Raw genomic sequence first — 21,957 nt, forward strand, 5'->3', positions numbered from 1 at the left:
CTGTCGCTCGGCATACCCGTAATCCGACCTTGCTGCGTGGGGCCGCCGCCACCGGCCATCCATGGCCTGAGGCGGCTAAACCGGCATCCCTGCCGGTTTGCCCCACACAGCAAGGTCTAATTCCGGCCGTCGTGGTTTAACGGGGCGCCCAAGATCAAAATCAAAAGCAGATCAAAAGCAGATCAAAAGCAGATCAAAAACAGAGCGAATACAGCGCTAACACCCCGGACCGGTAGGAGCGAACTTGTTCGCGAGACGCCACCACAGCCAACGAATACATCGTCTGACACACCGCTTCGCAGCCTTCGGCAGCTCCTACAAAATATCGGCAAGTCCACCCAATCAGGTCGGCTGTCAGGCCGCCGCGTTTTTGATCTTGATCTGGGGCGCCCCGTTAAACCACGCTGGCCGAACGCAGATTTGAAACCGTGGGCAACCCGGCAGGACGCCGGGTTAGCCGCACCGGGCCATGGATGGCCCATTGCGGCGGCCCACGGTTTCAGATCTGCGGGCGGGTATCCCGAGCCTAGGCGAGGGACCAAGTGGTGGGGTAAAAGCCTTTTGCTTACTTTTGGGCCCAAAAGTGAGGCGCTGTAAAAGCGCAACAAATATCAGCCCTGAATGCGGTAACGGATATGTACTCAATAATCGCGGCCGCGACGGCACCAGCGCAGTTAGCAGCAATAGCAAAAATCAAGAATCCCGCTGCAAATCCGGCGGAATAGTGATATCGCCCAGCGGATCCGGACGCTTGCCCTGCCCTGCATGGTACTGACGAATCTGATACACATACGCCAGAACCTGAGCCACCGCCAGGTACAGACCGGCCGGGATTTCCTGATCAAGATCCGTGCTGTAGTAAATCGAACGCGCAAGACCCGGCGATTCAAGAATCAGAATCTGGTTATGCGCAGCAACCTCCCGAATCTTCAACGCCACAAAATCCACGCCCTTGGCCACCAGCATCGGCGCCCCACCCTGATCAGGGTCATATTTAAGAGCCACGGCAAAGTGCGTCGGGTTAGTGATGATCACATCCGCCTGAGGAACCGACTCCATCATGCGGCGCTGCGATGCGTCTCGCTGCAACTGACGAATGCGCTGCTTGACCTCTGGACTGCCTTCGGAGTTCTTATACTCATCGCGCACTTCCTGCTTGGTCATCAACAGCTTCTTGTGCGCTTCCCATAGCTGGAATGGCACATCCACCGCCGCAATGAAAATCAGCCCGCACGCCATCCACAACGTACTCCAGCCCACCACTTGCAGGCTGTGAATAATCGCCTGCTCCAAGGGCTCGTGAGCAATCGAAACCAGTGCGGCCTTTTCCATGTTCAGCACCACCAATGCCACGATCAGCACAATCACGAACTTGGCGAAGGACTTGAGTAGCTCAATCAGCGCAGTGGGAGAAAACATGCGCTTAAGGCCCGCAAACGGGTTCATGCGGCTGAACTTGGGAGCCATTGATTTGGCGGCGAACAACCACCCACCCAGGGAGATCGGGCCAATGATCGCGGCAGCGAGCATGACCAGGAAAAAAGGCATCATGACGACCAACGCGAGTTTGCCGGTCGACAACAGCATCTTTGCCATGGACCCTTGATCCATTAGCGCTTCACGGGTGATGGTGAAGTTTGAAGTCATCATGTAAGACATTGCCTGAGCAATATCCGATCCTTCGACCAGAAGCCCGATAGCGCCTGCCATCATGATTGCCAGGGTATTCAGCTCCTTGGAGCGGGCAATCTGGCCTTCCTTGCGGGAATCACTTCGCTTTTTATCCGTGGGTTCTTCTGTTTTGTCCTGACCATTCTCGTTCTCAGCCATGTCAGCGAGCCCTCACCATATCGCGGAAGCCCTGCAGCGCTTCAGTTGCCAGCGGTTGGTACTGATTGAGAATGTCGGCCAGGCTGATCCACAGAATGACAAAGCCCATCACCAGCGTCAGCGGAAAACCAATGGAGAAAATGTTCAGCTGCGGTGCTGCACGGGTCATGACGCCGAAAGCGATGTTGACGACCAGCAAGGCGGTAATCGTCGGCAACACAAGCTTCAGACCGGCAGCCATGACCCAGCCCAGGCCATTGGCGAGCGCCCAGAAGTTGGATACCAGCAAACCACTCCCTACCGGCATGGTCGTAAAGCTCTCGATCAGGGTTTCTATCACCACCAGGTGGCCGTTCATGCCTAGAAACACAAGCGTGACCAGCATGGTAAAGAATTGACCAATCACTGCCGATGACACGCCGTTGGTAGGGTCAACCATCGAGGCGAAGCCCATGCCCATTTGCGTGGAAATGATCTGACCGGCAATCACGAAAGAATGAAAGAACAGCTGAAGAAACAGCCCTAGACCCGCGCCGATAATGATCTGCTCACCGATCAGCAACAAGGCAGTCAGGTCCAGCGCGTTGACCTCGGGCATGGGCGGCAGGACTGGCGCCACAACCACGGTGATGGCCAGCGCGAGATAAAGACGCACACGACGAGGGACCAGTGTTGTACCGATGATCGGCATGGTCATCAACAGCGCAACAATCCGGAACATCGGCAGCATGAAGCTCGCTACCCAAGTGCCGATCTGCCCGTTGGTCAGGGCTAGAATCGGTTCCACGAGGTCAGCCGATCACAGTCGGGATGCTGGTATACAAGGCGAGGATGTATTCCATGAACACCTTGAGCAGCCAGGGACCGGCGACGATCAACGTGATGAGCATCACGATGAGACGCGGCAAAAAGCTCAGCGTCTGTTCGTTGATCTGAGTGGCCGCCTGAAACATGGCGACCAACAGACCACAGAGCAGACTGGGCACTACCAGAATCGCCACCAGCAATGTGGTAAACCACAGCGCCTCGCGGAACAGATCGACAGCTACTTCTGGCGTCATTGCGCAGACTCCTGATCAGGACGGGTCATACACCACCGAAACTGCTGGCCAGCGTGCCGACGATCAACGCCCAGCCATCTACCAGCACAAAAAGCATGATTTTGAACGGCAGGGAAATAATCAACGGCGAGAGCATCATCATACCCATGGCCATCAAAACGCTGGCGACCACCAGGTCGATGACCAGAAACGGAATGAATATCATGAAGCCGATCTGAAACGCTGTCTTGAGCTCGGAAATGACAAACGCCGGAACCAGAATCGTCAGCGGAGCCTGATCCGGAGAAGCGATGTCAGTGCGCTTGGAAAGCCGCATGAATAACTCAAGGTCGCTGGTGCGGGTTTGCGCCAGCATGAAATCCTTGATTGGTACCTGCGCCTTGGCGATTGCGTCCTGCGCCGTCATGGTTTCCGCCAGATAGGGTTGCAAGGCATCCTGATTCACCCGGTCAAACACCGGGGCCATGATGAACATGGTCAGGAACAGCGCCATGCCGGTCAGGATCTGGTTCGACGGCGTCTGCTGCAGACCCAGGGCCTGACGCAGAATCGAGAAGACAATGATGATCCGCGTAAAACTGGTCATCAGCATGACGAACGCCGGGATAAAGCTCAGCGCCGTCATGATCAGCAGGATTTGCAGGCTGACCGAGTATTCCTGCTGACCGTTTGCACCGTTGGCCAACGTAATTGCCGGGATCGACAACGGGTCGGCACCGAACGCCACAGGCGCTGCCAGCACCAGCAAAACTGTCAACAGAATACGCAGCATTACTTCTTATCCTTCTGAACCTTGTTGCCCATCAAGTCCATCAAACGCTGCGCAAACTCGGAGTTCACCGGCTGGGTCTCCGGCACCCGCACTGGCTCGTTGAGCACATGCAACGGCGTGATTCGGCCCGGCGTGACGCCAAGCAGAATCTGTTCGTTGCCGACCTGAACCAGTACCAGGCGATCACGCGGGCCGATAACCCGCGAGCCGACCAGCTCGATCACCTGAGTATTACCCGGTACGCCGCGCTGAACCCGACGCATCAGCCAGGCCAGCAGAAAGATGAGACCGACGACCAGCAGAAGGCCGAACAGCAACTGCACTATCTGCCCGCCCATGCCTGATGACGCCGCGGCAGTCGCCTGAGGCGCCACCGCCTGAACGGCGGGCTCAGCCGCCAAAGCGCTCAGCGGCATGACGAGGAACACGGCTACGGCTTTGATCATCTTCACTAGCGCAGCTTCTTGATACGTTCGCTTGGGCTGATCACGTCAGTCAGGCGGATGCCGAACTTCTCATTGACCACAACCACTTCGCCATGGGCGATCAGCGTACCGTTGACCAGAACATCGAGCGGCTCACCCGCCAGACGATCCAGCTCGATAACCGAACCCTGGTTGAGCTGCAGCAGGTTACGAATACTGATATCGGTACTGCCCACTTCCATGGAGATGGACACCGGAATATCCAGAATCACATCAAGGTTGGGACCATCAAGCGTTACCTGAGCATTGCTCTTGGGCACGCTGCCAAATTCTTCCATTGCCATACGGCTGGACGCCGCCGAATTACCGGCATCTGCAGCAAGCAGCGCATCGATATCGCTCTGCCCGTCATCACCGGTTTCTTCCAGTGCTGCCGCCCACTCATCGGCCAACGCCTGATCTTCAGCAGACGTCATATCGTTTTCATCAGCCATCGGTTGTCCTCGGTGAACATTGATTCAGTGACACAAAAATTTTCGGCGAGAAAAACTCAACGCCGCTCTATCGGTTCGATGACTTGCAGGGCCAGATTGCCTTGATGCGATCCCAGCTTGACCTTGAAGGAAGGCACGCCGTTGGCGCGCATCACCATCTCATCAGGCATATCAACCGGAATAATGTCGCCCGGCTGCATGTGCAGAATGTCGCGCAGCAACAACTGACGACGAACAACCGTCGCGCTCATGGGCACTGCTACATCCAGAACATCCTGCTTGAGTGCATTGATCCAGCGCTCATCCTGGTCGTCCAGATCGGACTGAAAGCCCGCATCCAGCATTTCCCGAATAGGCTCGATCATCGAGTAAGGCAAGGTGACATGCAGGTCGCCGCCACCTCCGTCCAGCTCGATATGGAAAGTCGATACGACAACCGCTTCGCTCGGACCCACAATGTTGGCCATCGCCGGGTTCACTTCAGAGTTGATGTACTCGAAGTTCACTTCCATGATCGCCTGCCAGGCTTCTTTCATGTCGATGAAAGCCTGGTCCAGCACCATGCGTACCACGCGCAGTTCGGTCGGGGTAAATTCACGCCCTTCAATTTTGGCGTGACGACCGTCACCGCCAAAGAAGTTATCCACCAGCTTGAACACCAGTTTGGCGTCAAGGATGAACAGCCCGGTGCCACGCAGCGGTTTGAGCTTGACCAGGTTGAGACTGGTCGGCACATACAGCGAGTGAACGTACTCGCCGAACTTCATCACCTGCACGCCACCTACCGCCACGTCGGCTGAGCGACGCAGCAGGTTGAACATGCTGATGCGGGTATAACGGGCGAATCGCTCGTTGATCATTTCCAGAGTCGGCATCCGACCCCGTACGATCCGATCCTGGCTGGTCAGGTCATAACTTTTGATACTGCCGGGTTCGGCAGCGTTTTCAGTTGCAACCATTCCATCGTCCACGCCGTGCAACAGCGCGTCGATCTCATCCTGGGACAGCAGGTCTTGCACGGCCATGTCGTGTTCCTACTGCAATACGAAGTTAGTGAAAAGCAGTTGCTCGATCACGGTTTTGCCCAGTTCTTTCTGGGCGACTTCCTGAACGCTGGCGGTCGCTTTCTGACGCAGCATTTCCTGACCGACAGGCGACGCCAGGGACTCGAAAGGGATGCCGGCAAACAGCATCACCAGATTGTTGCGGATGACCGGCATGTGCACTTTCAATGCCTCAAGATCAGCCTGATTGCGCGCGAGCATGGTGATGCTGACCTGCATATAGCGCTGACGACCGTTGGAGTTGAAATTGACCACGAATGCAGGCGTGAGCGCTTCGAAAATGGCCGGGTGTTTGGCATTGGGATCCGCCGCTGCGACAGCCGCCGGGTCTACCTTCGGCTCGGAGCTGTGCATGAAAAACCAGGTCGCGCCGACTGAAAGGCCGACGGCCAGCAATAAAGCCACTACCACAATGATAATGAGCTTGAGTTTGCCTTTTGAGCCGGGTTCTTTAACTTCGTCGCTCTTCGCCATGCCAATAATCCGTCACTATTCGGGGGGTTCGCTAATGCGTGACAGAGGAAGAGCAAGTGTTATGCCAGAGTTGGGAGAGGATGGTCAGGACAGGGGTTTTAGTGAGGCGTTGGTTCAAGAGTTTATGTAGCACCGCGCGCAGCAAACTCAGAACTTGCAGCAGCGCGAGGCAGCGATAGCGACGTATCAGGAAGGTCGCCATCGCTGCCTCGCGGTGCTCTTGGGCTCCTGCAAGGCATTCGTATGCCTGCGAGAATGCCCAATCATCAGGCGTAGAAATCGATCTCGCTGGTACCGACAACCCGCTGAACCGGCTGACTGATCGCAATGCCAGTATCTGCGTCGATACCGTCAACCGAGCCGTCCACGCCACTGACGCCCGAACCACCGTTGCCAGTGCCACGGGCATTGTTAGCCTGCTCTTGCTGCTGGGCCTGGTTCTGCTGGTTGCGGGACTGGTCGGAAACGTTCACGTCCACCTGCCCCATACCCTGCTGGGTAAAAGAATCGCGCAGGCGGGACATCTGGCTTTCCAGCGCTTCACGAACCCCCACATGAGCACTCATGAAGGTCACTTGAGTCTGCTGGTCAGGCGCCATGTTGATACGAATATCAAGGCGACCCAATTCAGCAGGCTCCAGCTGAATGTCAGCCGATTTCAGGTTTTGACTCGACAGATACATGACGCGCTCTACCACGCCTTCACTCCAGCCACTCTGATGCATCGCCAAAGGCTGGTTCATCAGAGGTACCGCAGGCGCTGCAGCACGAGGCTGCTGCGCGGCCTGACTCAGGGCTGCCAGACGATCAGCGAAGTTATCCACCCGCGTATCGCCAGCAGCTGATTTGACATCTTTGAGACCACTATCGAGCAAGCCGTCGAATGATTTATCGCTGCTCTCGGTGCTGGGCTCGTCCGAAACAGATGAACGCTCATCCAGTGCTGCCAGGTTATTGGCGAGCTGGGATGGATCTGTTGCGGCGTTATCCAGCTTGGCGTTCTTGCCTGCCTGATTCGTTGCGTGAGCATTTTGCGCTTGCTGAGCCTGCTGCGCCTTGGCTGCTGCATTCTCCAGAGCAAACTGCAGCGCGGGCATGTCTTCGAGCGGATCAGCGCTCGGGTCGAAAGATGCTTCAGCCGGATCAGCGGCCTGCACGGTCGGCAAGGCGGTTGAGGCAGAAGCGACATCAACTTTCGGCTTGTCGACGTCCACCTGGGCCGAGGCCTGACTGACTATGGCTTGCAATGCAGGATCAAGCGCGGGATCAAGCGCCGGGGCTGGCGTTACAACCTGGGCCAGTGCCGGATCAACTTCCTCATCGGCCTTGCCGTCATCTGCACTGGCAACTGGCTCGGCAGGCAAGGTATTGCCGCTATCGGCAACCGTCGTCGAGTCCGAAGTGGCAGCATCGTTCTTGTCGGACGCGGCCTTGTCTGCAACCTGTTTGTCTTTATCCGCAGCAGATCTGGCCTTGACCGGAGCGTCGTTGCTCGCAGCCGATTTAGCCTGAGCCTGCTTGGCATAGACGTCAGAGAAGCTGGAGTTGTCGTCTTTGCTGCTGTCAGCCTGCCTGGCTGAGTTGCTGGCAGAACTGGCCTTCTGCGCCGCCACTGGAGTGGCTTGAAGAAGAGCATTGGGGGCGAGTGGCATGTCGATCTCCGCGAAAAACAGCTGAATACGCAGAACAGAGCAAGATACGGGCCAAAGACGATCAAGAGCAGCCCCGGTGTCCATGGTGCAGCTCTCTCGCAGCCAACACGCCCCTCCAGGAGCGCGATAGCGTCAGCAAAGCCGATAGATTTATCGAATGACAGACCGAGTCGCGGGCAAGCGCGCTCCTACAGGTAAATAACATTCCAAATGGTAGGCGCATTTGTTTGATAGAAGCGCGAGTCGACTCAGGGGTGTGCGATAAAAAACTGGCGTTCCGCGTCGAATAACCGACGCACAGTCGAGTATTCGTGATCAAGGGCGGCCAATAGATCGCCAAGACCGACGCTTTCCTCCCGACGGCTGCGCTCTTCAAGCTCACGGCACAGGTCGGCAAGGCGCAGCGCGCCCATATTGCTGCTGCTGCCTTTGAAGCTATGGGCCACCAGGCTCAGCTCCTGCAGATCAAACGCAGCCACTCCCATAAGCTGACGCAAACGGGAAATACGGTATTCAGAGTCTTTGAGGAACACATCCAGAAGGGTGGGATACTCGTCTTCCATGACTTCCTGCAACGTCGTCAATACGCTGTAATCCAGATGAATGACTGACACCTTGTTCACTCCTTTGATCAAGAACCCGGGGTTATGCCTTTGCCCCCCAGCAGAATTCCACGCGTGCGATCCGTCCGTCCTCAGACCACGAAGCCTCGTCACTCAGCTCTCGCACCAGCGCAAGACCGCGACCGTACAGCTCATTGAGTGTCGGCGGCAACGCAAGAATTGTATCAATGTTGAAACCATTACCGCTGTCCTCCACCTGCACACTCAAACGGCCGCCCCCATCCAGGGGGATGACCTGAAAATGTATGCGAATGAAGCCACTCTCCAGCGCGGCAAGCCGCTCTGCCCGCTGCTGATAATAGCGGGTAAATCCTGACGCGTTACTTTTCAGCGAAGAATCAAGCCCCAGAACGCCGTGCTCCAGCGCATTGCTATAAAGCTCGGTCATTACGGTGTAAAGCGCACCGCTCTGATGACGCAGGCCATGGACCTCCAGCAACAACTGCAACAGATAAGGCAGTGGATTGAAGCGCCTGAGGGTCGACGCCCTGAACTCGAACGTCGATGACCAATCCAGCGGCGTAGAGGTACCGCTGTCCGAGTAAGTCACGGTTTGCGGTCCCAGCTCTGCCTGCTCGACAGCTGTGATTTCCACCATGCTGACGTCATCCCGGGGCTGCCCGCCGAAATCATTCAACGCTCGCTGAATCTCCGTGATCAACAGCTGCGGATCGCGATTGGCTTCCAGCACCTCGTGTAGCCGCGCCACACCAAACAACTGCTCTTTGTTGTCTGCGGTGTCGATCACCCCATCCGAAAGCAGGAAAACCCTGTCGCCCAAGGCGAATGGATGAACCTCGGTCCGGTCATCGAACGAGCCCGAGTCCAGCACGCCAAGCGGCAAATGCCGGGAAACCAGTGCAGTACGCTCCCCTGTCGCAGCACTCAGCAGATAACCGTCAGGCAAGCCGCCATTCCAGACCTGAAACTGGCGCTGACTGAAGTTGATACAGACCATGGTCGCGCAGCAGAACATGTCCACAGGCAGGATGCGCTTGAGCTTGGCGTTCATCTCGCGAAGGGTTTCGGCCAGACCGAAACCCTTCGCAGTCATGCCGTAAAACACTTCCGCCAGAGGCATCGCACCGACCGCCGCCGGCAAACCGTGCCCGGTGAAGTCGCCCAACAACAGATGCATGTGGCCGGCGGGTGTGTAGGCAGCAAGCAACAAGTCGCCATTGAATAGCGCGTAAGGCGATTGCAGATAGCGAATATTGGTTGCGTCCAGGCAACCGGAATGCGCTACCTGATCAAATACTTCCTTGGCCACTCGTTGCTCGTTGAGCAGGTAATCATGGTGGCGGGCAATCAGGTCGCGCTGCCTGAGGACGGTCTCCTGCAGCAGCCGCAAGCGGTTCATGGCATTGATTTTTGCTGTCAGAACCGTCTGGTTGTAGGGCTTCGCAATGAAGTCGTCTCCCCCGGCATCCAGGCAGCGCGCCAATGCAGCACCTTCCGTCAGCGAGGTCAGGAAAATAATCGGAACCAGCGCCTCACCGGCCAGCTCCTTGATTCGCCGGGCAGCCTCGAAGCCGTCCATCACCGGCATCATGGCGTCCATCAATATCAGTTGCGGCCGATCTGTCTCGAACAACGCAATCGCATCGGCGCCATTGTCAGCGCACAACACACGATGCCCTTGTCGGGCCACGATAGTGGACAGCAACAGGCGGTCACTGGCGTTGTCGTCAGCGATCAGGATGCACAAGGATTCGCTGGACGGCTGCAAGGCTTCAACCTATCTGGAAAAGCTTCGAGAAATTGGAGATGGTCAGGATCGTGATGACATCAGGGCAACAATTGATCAGGCGAATCCGCGAACGCTCGCCCCCGGCATGATCACGCAGCAACAAGAGCATGCCCAGCGCCGAACTGTCCAGGTAAGTGGTGCCACTCAGGTCAACGACATAACGCAACTCGCTGCCCGACCTTTCATAAGCTTCACGAAAGTCCTGATGGGAAGCGAAGTCAAAGCGCCCAGAGATTGAGATGGTCAGTTGCTGACCGTCGGGAGAAAGCTCAGAAGTGACCGGCATGTAGAATTCCTGAGAGACGTACGTCACGTTATCAAGGTTTAGCACTGGCTAGTGATACCTGCAAATTCCTGTGTGGGAGCCGGGCTTGCCCGCGATGGAGCTTGACGCGATACAAGGTGAATTGCGTCCAGCCTCATCGCGGGCAAGCCCGGATACCACAGGAAAAATCATTAAAGTTCAATAAGTTGCGATGCAAATCTGTTTGTTAAAACGGCGCATGCCTGGGCAGGCGTTGCGATAACTCATCCAGCAGCTTCTGTTCGCGCTTGTCTTCCAGTTGACGGGCTTCGTCGATGTAGCGCTGGACCAATTTACGCAAGCCTTCAACTCGTGCATAAGCCTGCTGCCAACTGACGCGGGCTTTTTCGACATTGTCCTGATGCCAGGCCAGACTCCTGCGCTGCTGATCGACAGCGGTATCCAGTTGGGTAAGGAAGCGCTGATAACCCAGCAGCCACTGCCCGGACACGCCATGGGCGCCCTTGTCGATCCATTGTTGCTGGTAGTCCAGGCGAAACTGCTCAAGATCATTAAGCTTGCCTTCGGCGATGCGCACTTGCCCCTGGAAATGCCCCAACCGCTGGACGGCCGCGCGCTCGGCGCTTTCGGCCATATCCACCACGGGCGCCAGACGCGCTGCGCGACTTACGGCCATGACTTATCAGCCACCCGCAGCAGGACTGAAGACTGCAGCCAACTGGGCACTGCTGTTCTCCATGCTCTCGTTTTCGTTGAGCCCCTGACGCAGAAAGCGCACCAGGGTTGGCTGCAGATGAATCGCCAGGTCGGTTTCCCGATCCCCACCGGGCACGTAGGCACCGACGCTGATCAGATCGCGGCTCTGTTGATAACGCGACCACAACTGCTTGAAGTGCTGCGCCTGATTCATGTGGTCGGGGGTGACCACCGCAGGCATGACCCGGCTGATGGACGCCTCGATATCGATGGCCGGGTAATGCCCTTCCTCAGCCAGCCGACGGGACAACACGATGTGGCCGTCGAGCACGCCTCGCGCCGAGTCCGCGATCGGATCCTGCTGGTCGTCGCCTTCGGACAGTACCGTGTAAAACGCCGTGATCGAGCCGCCGCCCGCTTCGGCATTACCGGCGCGCTCTACCAGCTTGGGCAACTTGGCGAACACCGAAGGCGGATAGCCCTTGGTTGCAGGAGGCTCACCGATAGCCAGAGCAATTTCCCGTTGCGCCTGAGCGAAACGGGTCAGGGAATCCATGAGCAACAGCACGTTCTTGCCCTTGTCACGAAAATATTCGGCGATTCGCGTGCAATACATAGCCGCCCGTAGACGCATCAGCGGCGCATCATCCGCAGGGGATGCGACCACCACCGAGCGCTTGAGCCCTTCTTCACCCAGGCTGTGCTCGATGAACTCTTTAACCTCACGACCCCGCTCACCGATCAGGCCCACGATAATAATGTCGGCCTCGGTAAAGCGGGTCATCATGCCGAGCAGGACGCTTTTGCCGACGCCCGTACCGGCGAACAGCCCTAGACGCTGGCCGCGGCCGACCGTCAATAATCCGTTTATGCTGCGAATGCCCACATCGAGGGGCTGACTGATCGGGTTGCGCTTGAGCGGATTAATCGTCGGGCCGTCCATCGGCACCCAATCCTCGGCCCTAACGGCGCCTTTGCCGTCCAGCGCGCGACCCGCGCCATCAAGCACGCGGCCCAGCATTGCCATCCCCATGGGCAACCGGCCGGTGTCCGCCAACGGCACAACGCGCGCACCGGGCGCGAGACCGGACACGCTGCCGACGGGCATCAAGAATATCTTGCTGCCGGAAAAGCCCATGACTTCGGCTTCGACTTCTACCGGATGATGACTGTCATCGTTGATCACCATGCAGCGACTGCCCATGGCAGCCCGCAGGCCCTCGGCTTCAAGGGTCAGACCGACCATGCGCAGCAAGCGCCCTTCCACCACCGGCTGCACGGGCATTTCGATGGTTTCGGCATACGAACCCAGGCGCTTGCCGAAGCTGGTGCGATCAAGGCGCATCGGATTTCTCGACATCAGAACTGGCAGACGCTGGCGCGACTGGAGGGTTGTTCAGTTCCAGACTCAGGTCTGGAGCTGCCGGATGCAGTGACTGCTCGTGCATCTGGTCATACATTTTGCCAATGGCCAGCGCCAGGCGTGTCTCGATGCTGGCATCGATCCGGCTGTGCTCGGTTTCAATCCGGCAACCGCCAGCCTGCAATGTGTCATCTTCAACGATGCGCCAGGTTTCCTCATGACGCTCGCGCATGGCTTTGACCAGATCAAAATCCTGCGGATTGATGAAGATCCGCACATTATTGGCGCCCATAGGCAACAGCTTCAGCGCATCGCGCAGGACATTGCCAATCTGCCGTGAATCGGTGGTCAGCTCCCGCTGAATAACCTTGCGAGCGATGTGCTCCACCAGATAAATCACCGATTGCTCGATTTGCTTGTCCTGGCTGCCGATCGGATCAAACAGCTGGGTCATGAGCAGGTCGAGGCTGGCAAGCTTTTCCTTGAGGGCAACCTCGGCTTCCTGACGAACCTTGAGTTGCGTGCTGTGAAAGCCTTCCTTCTCGCCCGTGGCGAAGCCTTCGTTGTAGGCCTCCTGACGGATGCTCTCCAACTCTTCGAGCGTTATCGGCTGGACTTCTTCCAGAGGGACTTCTTCGATGGTGTCGACCGATTCCTCGATGACCGGTTCCGGCTCGGGTTCAGGCTCTTTGTACGGGTCGAAACTGGGCAGCGACCACACGTCAAAACCGCCGACGTCCTTGGCGCGGATGAGCTCGCTGACCGGTTCTTTGTTGGAGCTGGACATTTATAGTGCCTTAGAGTCTGTGATGTTTCAGCGCAGGCCGCCTTGCCGGACGACTGTCGCCAGGCAAGGCGGTGGACATCGGAGACTATATCCCCGGTCAGCTTTTCCGACAAAACGTCAACAGACTAGATCATTTCCTCGCCACCTTTGCCGCCAAGAACGATTTCCCCGGCCTCGGCCATACGGCGAGCAATTGTGAGGATTTCTTTCTGCGCGGTTTCCACGTCGCTGACGCGGACCGGGCCCTTCGCTTCCAGATCGTCGCGCAGCAGTTCGGCGGCACGCTTGGACATGTTCTTGAAGATTTTTTCTTTGATCGCCTCGTCGGAACCCTTGAGGGCGAGTACCAGCACGTCCGAAGACACCTCGCGCAACAGCGCTTGGATACCGCGGTCGTCCACGTCCGACAGGTTGTTGAAGACAAACATGAGGTCTTCGATCTGCGTCGACAGATCTTCGTCGACTTCGCGGATCGAATCCATGAGCGCGCCTTCGATGGAGCTGTCGAGGAAGTTCATGATATCCGCAGCACGCTTGATACCACCCAGGGTAGTACGCGACGTGTTGGCGTTACCCGAGAACTGCTTCTCGAGAATCTGGTTCAGTTCTTTAAGGGCCGCTGGCTGCACGGTGTTTAGTGACGACACCCGCAGAATAATATCCAGCCGCACCTTGTGATCAAAATGCCCGAGCACTTCACCTGCCTGATCGGCATCCAGATACGCCACAACGATGGCTTGAATCTGCGGGTGCTCGAAACGGATAACGTCAGCCACAGCGCGTGGCTCCATCCATTTCAGGCTGTCCAGACCGCTGGTGTTGCCACCCAGCAGGATGCGGTCGATCAGACCGTTCGCCTTGTCTTCGCCCAATGCCTGGGTGAGCATTTTACGGATGTAACCGTCAGAGCCGACGCCCAGGCTGGTCTGATCGCCAACGATTTCGACGAACTCGGTCATCACCTCTTCGACCTGTTCGCGATGCACGTTGCGCATCTGCGCCATGGCCACGCCGACCCGCTGGACTTCCTTGGGCCCCATGTGGCGCAAGACTTGCGCAGCATCGGTTTCGCCCAGGGAAAGCAGCAGTACGGCAGCTTTCTCGACTTTACTCAGTTTGGCTACAGCGGCTCGATCATTCATCAGTGTTAATCCACTCTTTCACGACCTGGGCCACACGACCCGGATCTTCAGCCACCAAACTCTTGATTGCGTTCAGCTGTGCGTCATAACCCTCGGTCGGGCTAGGCAGCAGAATACTTTGCGGGCCACCCAGGCTGACGCGGTCGTTGGACAGCTCATCGGAGCCACCACCGCCCATGCCACCCATACCGCCCATGCCGTCGTCAAAACCGGCGAGTTGCTTGCTCTTGCCGTTGGTGATGTTGTTCAACACCGGACGCAAGACACCGAACACCAGAACCAGAATGAAGATGACACCCATCGCCTGTTTGACGATGTCCCAGAACCACTGCTGCGAGTAGAACGGAATATCCGGGATGACTTCGCCCTGCTCGGCCGAGAACGGCACGTTGACAACGCTGACGCTGTCACCGCGGCTGGCATCGAACCCGACAGCGTTCTGCACCAGGCGGGTAAAGCGGTTCAAGTCTTCTGCGCTCCACGGTGTGCGTGTCGCTTCACCATTGGCCGGGTTGATCTTGAGCTGGTCATCCACCACCACGGCAACCGACAGACGATTCAAACGGCCCTGCTGTTGCTTGGTGTGACTGATGGACCGGTCCAGCTCAAAGTTCTTGGTCGACTGCACGCGCTTGTCAGCCGGGTATGGCGCCAAGGCTGGCTGACCCGTGGCCGGGTCCATGATTTGTTGGCCGTTTGCATCCAGCAACGGCTGGCCTGGAGCAATGGCGGCAGCAGCACCGGCTGCACCGGCGCCCGGGGTTTGCGGTGCGGTTGCAGGGCCTGGCGGCTGGTTGCTCAACGCGCCCGGAACACCTGATGCACCTGAACTGCTGGAACGCTGCTCGTTGACCGACTGCTCGCTGCGCAAGGCAGGCTGATCAGGGTTGAAGCTTTCTGCCGTTGACTCGACAGCACTGAAGTCCACATCAGCGGACACTTCCGCCTTGTAGCGATCAGTGCCCAGCACCGGACGCAGGATGTTCTGCACACGCTGAGTCAACATGCCTTCCATGCGACGGGCATAGTCAAACTGCTTGCCCGCCATGGTCAGCTCGGAGTTCTCCGCCTGATCAGAAAGAAGATTGCCCTTCTGGTCGACGACAGTGACCTGAGACTTGGTCAGCTCTGGAACGCTGGTCGCCACCAGATTGACGATGGCCATGACCTGGCTTGGCTCAAGGGAGCGGCCAGGGTAAAGCTCAACCAGAATCGAAGCACTTGGCTTGCGATCATCACGGACGAACACCGAGCTTTTCGGGATCGCCAAGTGCACACGGGCACCCTTGATGTTATTCAAGGACGAAATGGTCCGCGCCAGCTCACCTTCAAGGCCACGACGATAGCGCGTCGCTTCCATGAACTGACTGGTCCCCAGGCCTTGATCCTTGTCCAGGATTTCAAAACCGACGTTGGCGTCAGTCTGGGCGATGCCAGCAGATGCCAGCTGAATGCGTGCACGTTGCACGTCATCAGCTTTCACCAGCAGCGCGCCGGAATTAGGCTCGACGGTGTAGGCAATATTGGCCGTGGTCAGCGTGTCCATGACCTGTTTGGCGTCCATGCCGGCCATGCTGCCGTACAACGGACGATAGTCAGGTTGCTGCGACCAGAGCACTACGGCAAAGCCGATGGCCACACTGGCAGCCAGGCCGACCATAAGGCCAACCTGACGCAACATGGTCATCTCGGAGAGGTTTTCCAGGAAGGCCAGACCGAACAACGGTTTGCCTGCAGGAGCGCCTGCCTTGGCCGGAACGCTATCGGCGAGTGTTTCTGCCATGACTCAATACGTCCTTAAACCGGCATCTGCATGATGTCTTGGTAAGCCTGAACCAGCTTGTTTCGCACCTGGGTCAAGGCTTGAAAAGACACACTGGCCTTCTGGGACGAGATCATCACGTCAGTGAGGTCCACGCCGCTCTTGCCGATCTCGAAGGCGCTGGACAGCTGGCTGGAAGCCTGCTGAACGTCGTTGACCTTGTTGACGGCCTGGCCAAGCATGTCGGCAAAGCTGCTGGAGCCGATTTGCGGCGTAGCTGCAGCCTTGGGCGCAGCCATGGCATCCATCTGCATGGAGCGCATGTCCAACATCAAGCGATTAAATTCAACACCTTGGCTCATGGACGTTTCTCTCATAAGGGCCGCAAATTTTTGACACCGAGTCAGCGGTCAATAATGTCAAAGCAACAAGAGTGCCAGCTACATAGCAGCATATGGCCATCACGATGCATCCAATCTATCAGCGAATTCCGCTAAACCCTGCTCTGGATAAGCATTTGGCTGATCCAGAGAGGTTAAAATTTTTAAATTTCAGGTCGATCTGCGACAAATAAGCGCAGGCAGAAAAACTGTATCGGCTCTAAACGACAAACCATCAGGTCGCGAACAGATAACCTTCCACGTCCATCCCCGCGTCGCGCATTTGTGCCAGCTTGTAGCGCAACGTACGAGGGCTGATACCGAGGCGTTCCGCTGCTTCTTTGCGACGACCACGCTCAGCGCGCAGCGTGTCGATGATCATCTGAAATTCGCGCCGCCGCAGGTCATCCCCCAGCGCGCCAGCCGAATCGCTGCCCGCCAGCTCCATGGGTGCCGACACAGCCACTGGCGCGGCTGGTGCCAATGAACCGCCAGCTGTTCCACTCAACGATGGCGCTGGCGCATAAGACACGGGGCCGGTCAGACAGAAATCTTCAGCCTGAATCACACCGCCCTGCTGCAAAATCAACGCCCGTTGCACAGCGTTATCAAGCTCCCGGACGTTACCCGGCCAGGCATAACTCACCAGACAGGCTTGCGCCTGCGCCGAAAGCCTGACGGCGGCGTGCTTCATTTTATTGGCATGCTTGGCCAGCAGACGCTCGGCGAGCGGCAGAATATCGGCAGTCCTTTGACGCAGCGGTTGCCAGGCCAACGGAAAAACCGAAAGCCGGTAGTACAAGTCTTCCCGGAAGCGACCTGCCGCTACTTCACCGGCCAGATCACGGTTGGTGGTCGCAACCACGCGAATATCCAGGGTGATCGTCTTCTTGCCGCCGACCCGCTCAACTTCACGCTCCTGAAGAACCCGAAGCAGCTTGGCCTGCAAACCCAAGGGCATTTCCGAGATTTCATCCAGCAAGATCGTGCCGCCGTCGGCCTGCTCGAATTTGCCAGCCTGGGCGGCGATAGCGCCGGTGAAAGAGCCCTTCTCGTGACCAAATAACGTGGCTTCCAGCATGTTGTCGGGAATGGCTGCGCAGTTAATGGCAATGAACGGCTTTTCCGCGCGGGGCGAATGCTGATGGATAAAACGCGCCAGCACTTCCTTCCCCGTCCCCGACTCCCCTGAAATCAACACGGTCGAATCGCTTTTCGCCACGCGGCTGGCCAGGTTGAGCAACTGCGCGCTGGCAGGTTCGACGGCGATAGGACCTTCGTTACCTGCCGGCCCCAGACGCCCCAACGCATGTCGCTCTACCAGACCCAACAAAGCCTTGGGTTCGAATGGCTTGACCAGATAGTCGGCCGCGCCATGACGCATTGCATCTACCGCGCGATCCACTGCGCCATGAGCTGTCATCAACAGCACCGGCAATTGCGGGTGACGCTCGCGCAGCAAACCTAGTAACTGGTGCCCATCCATGCCGGGCATGTTGACGTCACTGATGACCAGCCCGAACGACTCATCGGCCGCCGCCAGCAACGCGTCTTCCGCGCAGGCGACGGCGTGATAATCATGCCCCGCCAGTTCAAGGGTATCGCCCAGCGCTTCCCGCAATGAACGGTCGTCCTCGACCAGCAACACCTTGATCGCCATCAGCAGATTTCCTTTGCAGCGGAAGCCGGAACCAGTGGCAACGAAACGATCGCACAGGTGCCGCGCCCTACACGGGATCGGTACTGCACGCCGCCCTGGTGCGCACGGGTAACCGCTGTCACCACCGCCAGCCCAAGACCTGTTCCCGTGGTCTTGGTGGTAAAGAATGGCTCGCCGATTCGGGCAAGTGCAGCGGCATCGATGCCACTGCCGTTATCACTGACACAAACCCGCAAAACGTCACCACGGGCATAAGCGTGGATTTTCAGACGCGTGCGCCCGGCGCTGGCCTGCACGGCATTCTCAACCAGATTGAGCAAAGCACCGACCAGCGTGTCGCGATTGCACAGCAACTGCCCTGGGACATCGTCACACTGCCACCGCACGGACAGATCGTCGGTTTGGGTGTGCGCCGCAGCCTGCAGTGCCGCAAACAGCTCGTGCGGTGTAATGCGATCCGTCAACGGCAACTCGCCACGGGCAAAGACCAGCATGTCGCGAACCTGATGCTCAAGCTCATGCAAACGCTCTTTGAGCCGTCCGGCGAAACGCTGCTGGGTTTCCACCGGTAACTGTTGCTCTGTCAAATGACTGGCATAGATCAGCGCAGCAGAGAGCGGCGTACGAATCTGGTGGGCCAGCGAGGCGACCATTCGCCCAAGAGATGACAGGCGCTCATGGCGCGCCAGTTGCCCTTGCAGGCGACGGGTTTCAGTCAGGTCGTTCAGCAAGACCAACTGCCCAGGCTCGGCATCCAGTGAACGCGTGGAGATGGACAGACGACGTCCATCCTTTAGAGAGATTTCATGACCATCGTCTTCGCGAGGCGCAAAGCAACGGCTGATCACGTGCCTCCAGAGCTCACCCACCAGAGGTTGCCCGAGCAGATCCACCGCAGCCGGGTTCGCTTCGCGTACAACACCCATGGCGTCAATCACGATCACGCCGCCGGGCAACAGATCCAGAAGGTTCTGCAAACGGAATGCAAGCCGTTCTTTTTCTGCCAGCTCCTGCATACGCTGAGCACTGACCACCGCCAGTTCGCCTTTGAGCTCAGTAACCCGTGCTTCCAGCAAGCTGTAGGAGTCCGTCAGTTGCGACGACATCTGGTTGAACAGCTGAAAGGCATGCTCAAGGCCCTGACGACTTTCCAGTTCGAGGGACAGCGGAACTTGAAGTGCAGAATCAGACGACAGCTGCTGAACGGCCTGGGACATAGGTAATCTCTCGCGTGGCGAACCGTCAGTAAAAACGGTATGTTCCAGGAGACTTAGCAATCCTCGTGCCGAAAAAAAAGCCCCTGATAATTCAGGGGCTTGGCTTTATTTCAACGCAACAAGCGTCAATCATCTGCCTGTTCATCACCGTCACGTCGCGTCATGCCGTACTTGCGCATCTTCTCGACGAGGGTTGTACGACGAATCCGCAGACGCTCGGCGGCGCGAGCCACAATGCCGTTGGCATCGTCCAGCGCCTGCTGAATCAGACCCTGCTCAAGACCACCCAGGTAATCCTTCAGATCCAGACCTTCCGGAGGCAGAACCGCGCTGTTGGCGAAGTTTGGCGTATGACCATTGATCGCAACGCGCTCTTCGAGATCGCTACGAATACCTTCAACCATCTGCTCATCTTCATCATCGACGTAGCGGAATTTCTTCGGCAACTCCGCGACGCCAATCACGCCGTATGGATGCATGATCGCCATGCGCTCAACCAGATTGGCGAGCTCCCGCACATTGCCTGGCCAGGCATGACGACACAGCGACATGATCGCTGCCGAGTTGAAACGAATAGAGCCACGCTTCTCGTGCTCCATGCGCGAAATCAATTCGTTCATCAACAGCGGAATATCTTCAACCCGCTCACGCAGCGGGGCCATTTCGATCGGGAATACGTTCAGACGGTAGTAAAGGTCTTCACGAAAACTGCCGATCTCGATCATGGTTTCGAGGTTTTTGTGCGTCGCGGCAATAATGCGAACGTCGACGCTTTGCGTCTTGTTGCTGCCCACCCGCTCAAACGTGCGCTCCTGAAGAACCCGCAACAGTTTGACCTGCATGGGCAGCGGCATGTCGCCGATTTCGTCAAGGAACAACGTACCGCCGTTGGCCAGCTCGAAGCGACCCGCACGACTGGTGATGGCGCCGGTGAAGGCACCCTTCTCGTGGCCGAAGAGTTCGCTTTCCAGCAACTCGGCAGGGATCGCCCCGCAGTTGACCGGCACAAATGGCGCTTCACGACGCTTGGAATGGTAATGCAGGTTACGGGCGACCACTTCCTTGCCCGTACCGGACTCGCCAAGGATCAGCACGGTGGCGTCAGTGTCGGCGACCTGCTGCATCATCTGGCGTACGTGCTGAATGGCGCGACTGGTGCCTACCAGGCTACGGAACAGGTTGGGTTCGCGATGGCGACCGCGCTCACGCGCCTGATCGTACATCTCCCGGTAAACCTGGGCCCGGTGCAGCGAATCAAGCAACTTGCTGTAGCTCGGCGGCATCTCGAGGCTCGAGAGCACGCGGCGACGCAAATCTTCGGGAAGCTCGGCAGGAGAAGAATTTTCTCCCAAAAGCAAAACAGGAAGGAACTCATCCCATGCTGCGACTGTCTTAAGCAGTCCTTGAAGACTGCCCGGGGCATTGACACTGCCGACAAGCACGCAAAGCACTTCGCGAGTGGACGTCAGAGAGCCGACAACCTGCTGCCAGTCCTGGCTTGAGCAGGAAAGATTTTCTTCGCCAAGAAAATTCAGAATAACCGCCAAATCACGGCGGCGCTGGCTGTCGTCATCGATCAGGAGAATCTTGATTTCACGCCACATGCAATAGCAACTTCCCTAGTCAACTCAATGCCCATACATGGGGCAGCTTGGTATCCCGGCCACTGCTTATACCGAGAACCAGAAAATAGTAAACATCGCTAGTTAAGTCAAAATACCGTAAACAGTCAAATTTATGGCGTAAAGCTTTTTTTGACCAACCGGTCACGAATCAAATAGATGGTAAACCTTTGCTGCATTTTTGGCTTGGTTGATTTGCGTCATTTCATCGACGATAGCCTGACGCTCACCAGTAGCAGTGTCGATGAGTTGCCGGTAGACCGTCAATAACTCTTCTAGATTGCTGCGCAACTCAGGGCCATCAGGCGCATCTTCGCGAATAACGTCTTCGACACAGGCACGACAGGCCAGGTCCAGCTTGACGATCGTTTCCCAGTCACGCTCGGCCAACGCGCCAACCAGCGCTTCGCGAGTTTCTTCGATACGCTTGAGTGCAGCACTCATGTCTATATCCTCAGTACAAGCCTGTTATTTGATCTTAGTGGCCCGCGATTGCGTCCCAGCCTTCTTTGACTGTGCCCAGCAAACCGCCAACTTCGTCGAGAATTTTCGGGTCGCTTTTTATATTAGCTTCAGCCAGGCGTTTCATCATATAGACGTACAGGTTATCAACGCGAGTCAGCGTATCGGCAGAATTTTCCATATCCAGGCCTTCACGCAAACCGCCGACGATCTCGATGGCCTTGCCGATCAACACACCTTTGGAGGCAATGTCCTTGCGCCCGATAGCGCCCTTGGCCTGAGCAATACGATCCAGCCCGGCCTCCATCAGCATTTGCACCAGACGGTGAGGGGTAGCCTCCGAAGCCTGTGCATGGGAGTTCACTTTCTGATACTGCCGAAGGGCTAACATCGGGTTCATGATGTACCTCGTCAAAGATTTAAAACTTCGTATGAAAAGCTTATCGACGTATTGGC

The 21,957-nt window shown here is 57.3% G+C and carries 23 protein-coding genes; all 23 read right to left on the bottom strand.

The annotated features are described in order from the left end of the window. Nucleotides 1-693: 693 nt before the first annotated feature. The 23 genes from flhB to fliS all read right to left on the bottom strand — a co-directional run bounded on the left by flhB (nt 694) and on the right by fliS (nt 21,901). Complete coding sequence (gene flhB, locus KDX30_RS26345; protein ID WP_231677942.1) at nt 694-1,830, bottom strand: flagellar biosynthesis protein FlhB; 1,137 nt, start codon at nt 1,828-1,830, stop codon at nt 694-696. 1 nt (nt 1,831) lies between these two features. After that, on the bottom strand, nt 1,832-2,617 hold the full coding sequence (fliR, locus tag KDX30_RS26350) for a flagellar biosynthetic protein FliR (RefSeq protein WP_080237874.1): 786 nt from the start codon (nt 2,615-2,617) through the stop codon (nt 1,832-1,834). Nucleotides 2,618-2,621: 4 nt separating this feature from the next. Next, complete coding sequence (locus tag KDX30_RS26355; RefSeq protein ID WP_027897996.1) at nt 2,622-2,891, bottom strand: flagellar biosynthetic protein FliQ; 270 nt, start codon at nt 2,889-2,891, stop codon at nt 2,622-2,624. A 25-nt stretch (nt 2,892-2,916) separates the two neighbouring features. Further along, nucleotides 2,917-3,663, bottom strand: coding sequence for a flagellar type III secretion system pore protein FliP (gene fliP, locus KDX30_RS26360; protein ID WP_122704538.1), 747 nt, complete (start codon nt 3,661-3,663; stop codon nt 2,917-2,919). Next, a complete protein-coding gene (gene fliO / locus KDX30_RS26365) occupies nt 3,663-4,109 on the bottom strand; it encodes a flagellar biosynthetic protein FliO (protein ID WP_231677948.1) in 447 nt (148 codons plus the stop codon). Before fliO ends, fliP begins: the two co-directional genes overlap by 1 nt. A 5-nt stretch (nt 4,110-4,114) precedes the next feature. After that, nucleotides 4,115-4,582, bottom strand: coding sequence for a flagellar motor switch protein FliN (fliN, locus tag KDX30_RS26370; protein ID WP_027897999.1), 468 nt, complete (start codon nt 4,580-4,582; stop codon nt 4,115-4,117). Nucleotides 4,583-4,638: 56 nt separating this feature from the next. Next, complete coding sequence (fliM, locus tag KDX30_RS26375) at nt 4,639-5,607, bottom strand: flagellar motor switch protein FliM (RefSeq protein WP_027898000.1); 969 nt, start codon at nt 5,605-5,607, stop codon at nt 4,639-4,641. 9 nt (nt 5,608-5,616) lie between these two features. Continuing rightward, nucleotides 5,617-6,120 carry a flagellar basal body-associated protein FliL gene (fliL, locus tag KDX30_RS26380; RefSeq protein ID WP_231677943.1) on the bottom strand — a complete coding sequence of 168 codons (504 nt, stop codon included), beginning with the start codon at nt 6,118-6,120 and terminating at the stop codon, nt 5,617-5,619. Nucleotides 6,121-6,386: 266 nt separating this feature from the next. Next, nucleotides 6,387-7,772, bottom strand: coding sequence for a flagellar hook-length control protein FliK (locus KDX30_RS26385; protein ID WP_231677944.1), 1,386 nt, complete (start codon nt 7,770-7,772; stop codon nt 6,387-6,389). A gap of 248 nt (nt 7,773-8,020) precedes the next feature. Continuing rightward, entirely contained in the window at nt 8,021-8,335 is a 315-nt protein-coding gene (locus KDX30_RS26390) for an Hpt domain-containing protein (protein ID WP_049826699.1), read from the bottom strand. A gap of 82 nt (nt 8,336-8,417) precedes the next feature. Next, a complete protein-coding gene (locus KDX30_RS26395) occupies nt 8,418-10,124 on the bottom strand; it encodes an ATP-binding SpoIIE family protein phosphatase (protein ID WP_231677945.1) in 1,707 nt (568 codons plus the stop codon). Nucleotides 10,125-10,128: 4 nt separating this feature from the next. Further along, complete coding sequence (locus KDX30_RS26400) at nt 10,129-10,431, bottom strand: STAS domain-containing protein (RefSeq protein WP_095094512.1); 303 nt, start codon at nt 10,429-10,431, stop codon at nt 10,129-10,131. A gap of 205 nt (nt 10,432-10,636) precedes the next feature. Next, complete coding sequence (gene fliJ / locus KDX30_RS26405; RefSeq protein WP_027900997.1) at nt 10,637-11,086, bottom strand: flagellar export protein FliJ; 450 nt, start codon at nt 11,084-11,086, stop codon at nt 10,637-10,639. Between the two features lie 6 nt (nt 11,087-11,092). Continuing rightward, nucleotides 11,093-12,451: a flagellar protein export ATPase FliI gene (gene fliI / locus KDX30_RS26410; RefSeq protein WP_027900998.1), complete on the bottom strand. Its 1,359-nt coding sequence runs from the start codon at nt 12,449-12,451 to the stop codon at nt 11,093-11,095. Continuing rightward, complete coding sequence (gene fliH / locus KDX30_RS26415) at nt 12,441-13,256, bottom strand: flagellar assembly protein FliH (RefSeq protein ID WP_122704534.1); 816 nt, start codon at nt 13,254-13,256, stop codon at nt 12,441-12,443. The genes fliI and fliH overlap by 11 nt, the downstream gene beginning before the upstream one ends. A 125-nt stretch (nt 13,257-13,381) precedes the next feature. Then, complete coding sequence (fliG, locus tag KDX30_RS26420) at nt 13,382-14,398, bottom strand: flagellar motor switch protein FliG (protein ID WP_027901000.1); 1,017 nt, start codon at nt 14,396-14,398, stop codon at nt 13,382-13,384. Then, nucleotides 14,391-16,181: a flagellar basal-body MS-ring/collar protein FliF gene (gene fliF / locus KDX30_RS26425; protein ID WP_099267355.1), complete on the bottom strand. Its 1,791-nt coding sequence runs from the start codon at nt 16,179-16,181 to the stop codon at nt 14,391-14,393. The genes fliG and fliF overlap by 8 nt, the downstream gene beginning before the upstream one ends. A 14-nt stretch (nt 16,182-16,195) precedes the next feature. Beyond that, the gene (gene fliE, locus KDX30_RS26430; protein ID WP_027901002.1) at nt 16,196-16,522 is read right to left on the bottom strand and encodes a flagellar hook-basal body complex protein FliE; all 327 of its coding nucleotides are present in this window, start codon (nt 16,520-16,522) and stop codon (nt 16,196-16,198) included. A 253-nt stretch (nt 16,523-16,775) separates the two neighbouring features. Continuing rightward, nucleotides 16,776-18,200, bottom strand: coding sequence for a sigma-54-dependent transcriptional regulator (locus KDX30_RS26435; RefSeq protein ID WP_027901003.1), 1,425 nt, complete (start codon nt 18,198-18,200; stop codon nt 16,776-16,778). After that, nucleotides 18,200-19,417: a sensor histidine kinase gene (locus KDX30_RS26440; RefSeq protein ID WP_099267357.1), complete on the bottom strand. Its 1,218-nt coding sequence runs from the start codon at nt 19,415-19,417 to the stop codon at nt 18,200-18,202. Before KDX30_RS26440 ends, KDX30_RS26435 begins: the two co-directional genes overlap by 1 nt. Before the next feature lie 125 nt (nt 19,418-19,542). Further along, nucleotides 19,543-21,021 carry a transcriptional regulator FleQ gene (fleQ, locus tag KDX30_RS26445; protein ID WP_027901005.1) on the bottom strand — a complete coding sequence of 493 codons (1,479 nt, stop codon included), beginning with the start codon at nt 21,019-21,021 and terminating at the stop codon, nt 19,543-19,545. Between the two features lie 162 nt (nt 21,022-21,183). Further along, on the bottom strand, nt 21,184-21,483 hold the full coding sequence (gene fliT / locus KDX30_RS26450; protein ID WP_027901006.1) for a flagellar protein FliT: 300 nt from the start codon (nt 21,481-21,483) through the stop codon (nt 21,184-21,186). A gap of 34 nt (nt 21,484-21,517) precedes the next feature. Then, on the bottom strand, nt 21,518-21,901 hold the full coding sequence (fliS, locus tag KDX30_RS26455) for a flagellar export chaperone FliS (protein WP_027901007.1): 384 nt from the start codon (nt 21,899-21,901) through the stop codon (nt 21,518-21,520). Nucleotides 21,902-21,957: the final 56 nt, after the last annotated feature.

The sequence above is a fragment of the Pseudomonas quasicaspiana genome, from assembly GCF_021147825.1.
Lineage (GTDB): Bacteria > Pseudomonadota > Gammaproteobacteria > Pseudomonadales > Pseudomonadaceae > Aquipseudomonas > Aquipseudomonas quasicaspiana.

What these genes read in the sequence shown, in the direction of transcription:
- flhB (WP_231677942.1), bottom strand. Translation starts at nt 1,830, where the DNA reads ATGGCTGAGAACGAGAATGGTCAGGACAAAACAGAAGAACCCACGGAT.
- KDX30_RS26355 (WP_027897996.1), bottom strand. Translation starts at nt 2,891, where the DNA reads ATGACGCCAGAAGTAGCTGTCGATCTGTTCCGCGAGGCGCTGTGGTTT.
- fliP (WP_122704538.1), bottom strand. Translation starts at nt 3,663, where the DNA reads ATGCTGCGTATTCTGTTGACAGTTTTGCTGGTGCTGGCAGCGCCTGTG.
- fliO (WP_231677948.1), bottom strand. Translation starts at nt 4,109, where the DNA reads ATGATCAAAGCCGTAGCCGTGTTCCTCGTCATGCCGCTGAGCGCTTTG.
- fliN (WP_027897999.1), bottom strand. Translation starts at nt 4,582, where the DNA reads ATGGCTGATGAAAACGATATGACGTCTGCTGAAGATCAGGCGTTGGCC.
- fliM (WP_027898000.1), bottom strand. Translation starts at nt 5,607, where the DNA reads ATGGCCGTGCAAGACCTGCTGTCCCAGGATGAGATCGACGCGCTGTTG.
- fliL (WP_231677943.1), bottom strand. Translation starts at nt 6,120, where the DNA reads ATGGCGAAGAGCGACGAAGTTAAAGAACCCGGCTCAAAAGGCAAACTC.
- KDX30_RS26385 (WP_231677944.1), bottom strand. Translation starts at nt 7,772, where the DNA reads ATGCCACTCGCCCCCAATGCTCTTCTTCAAGCCACTCCAGTGGCGGCG.
- KDX30_RS26390 (WP_049826699.1), bottom strand. Translation starts at nt 8,335, where the DNA reads ATGGAAGACGAGTATCCCACCCTTCTGGATGTGTTCCTCAAAGACTCT.
- KDX30_RS26400 (WP_095094512.1), bottom strand. Translation starts at nt 10,431, where the DNA reads ATGCCGGTCACTTCTGAGCTTTCTCCCGACGGTCAGCAACTGACCATC.
- fliJ (WP_027900997.1), bottom strand. Translation starts at nt 11,086, where the DNA reads ATGGCCGTAAGTCGCGCAGCGCGTCTGGCGCCCGTGGTGGATATGGCC.
- fliI (WP_027900998.1), bottom strand. Translation starts at nt 12,451, where the DNA reads ATGCGCCTTGATCGCACCAGCTTCGGCAAGCGCCTGGGTTCGTATGCC.
- fliH (WP_122704534.1), bottom strand. Translation starts at nt 13,256, where the DNA reads ATGTCCAGCTCCAACAAAGAACCGGTCAGCGAGCTCATCCGCGCCAAG.
- fliG (WP_027901000.1), bottom strand. Translation starts at nt 14,398, where the DNA reads ATGAATGATCGAGCCGCTGTAGCCAAACTGAGTAAAGTCGAGAAAGCT.
- fliF (WP_099267355.1), bottom strand. Translation starts at nt 16,181, where the DNA reads ATGGCAGAAACACTCGCCGATAGCGTTCCGGCCAAGGCAGGCGCTCCT.
- fliE (WP_027901002.1), bottom strand. Translation starts at nt 16,522, where the DNA reads ATGAGCCAAGGTGTTGAATTTAATCGCTTGATGTTGGACATGCGCTCC.
- KDX30_RS26435 (WP_027901003.1), bottom strand. Translation starts at nt 18,200, where the DNA reads ATGGCGATCAAGGTGTTGCTGGTCGAGGACGACCGTTCATTGCGGGAA.
- KDX30_RS26440 (WP_099267357.1), bottom strand. Translation starts at nt 19,417, where the DNA reads ATGTCCCAGGCCGTTCAGCAGCTGTCGTCTGATTCTGCACTTCAAGTT.
- fleQ (WP_027901005.1), bottom strand. Translation starts at nt 21,021, where the DNA reads ATGTGGCGTGAAATCAAGATTCTCCTGATCGATGACGACAGCCAGCGC.
- fliT (WP_027901006.1), bottom strand. Translation starts at nt 21,483, where the DNA reads ATGAGTGCTGCACTCAAGCGTATCGAAGAAACTCGCGAAGCGCTGGTT.
- fliS (WP_027901007.1), bottom strand. Translation starts at nt 21,901, where the DNA reads ATGAACCCGATGTTAGCCCTTCGGCAGTATCAGAAAGTGAACTCCCAT.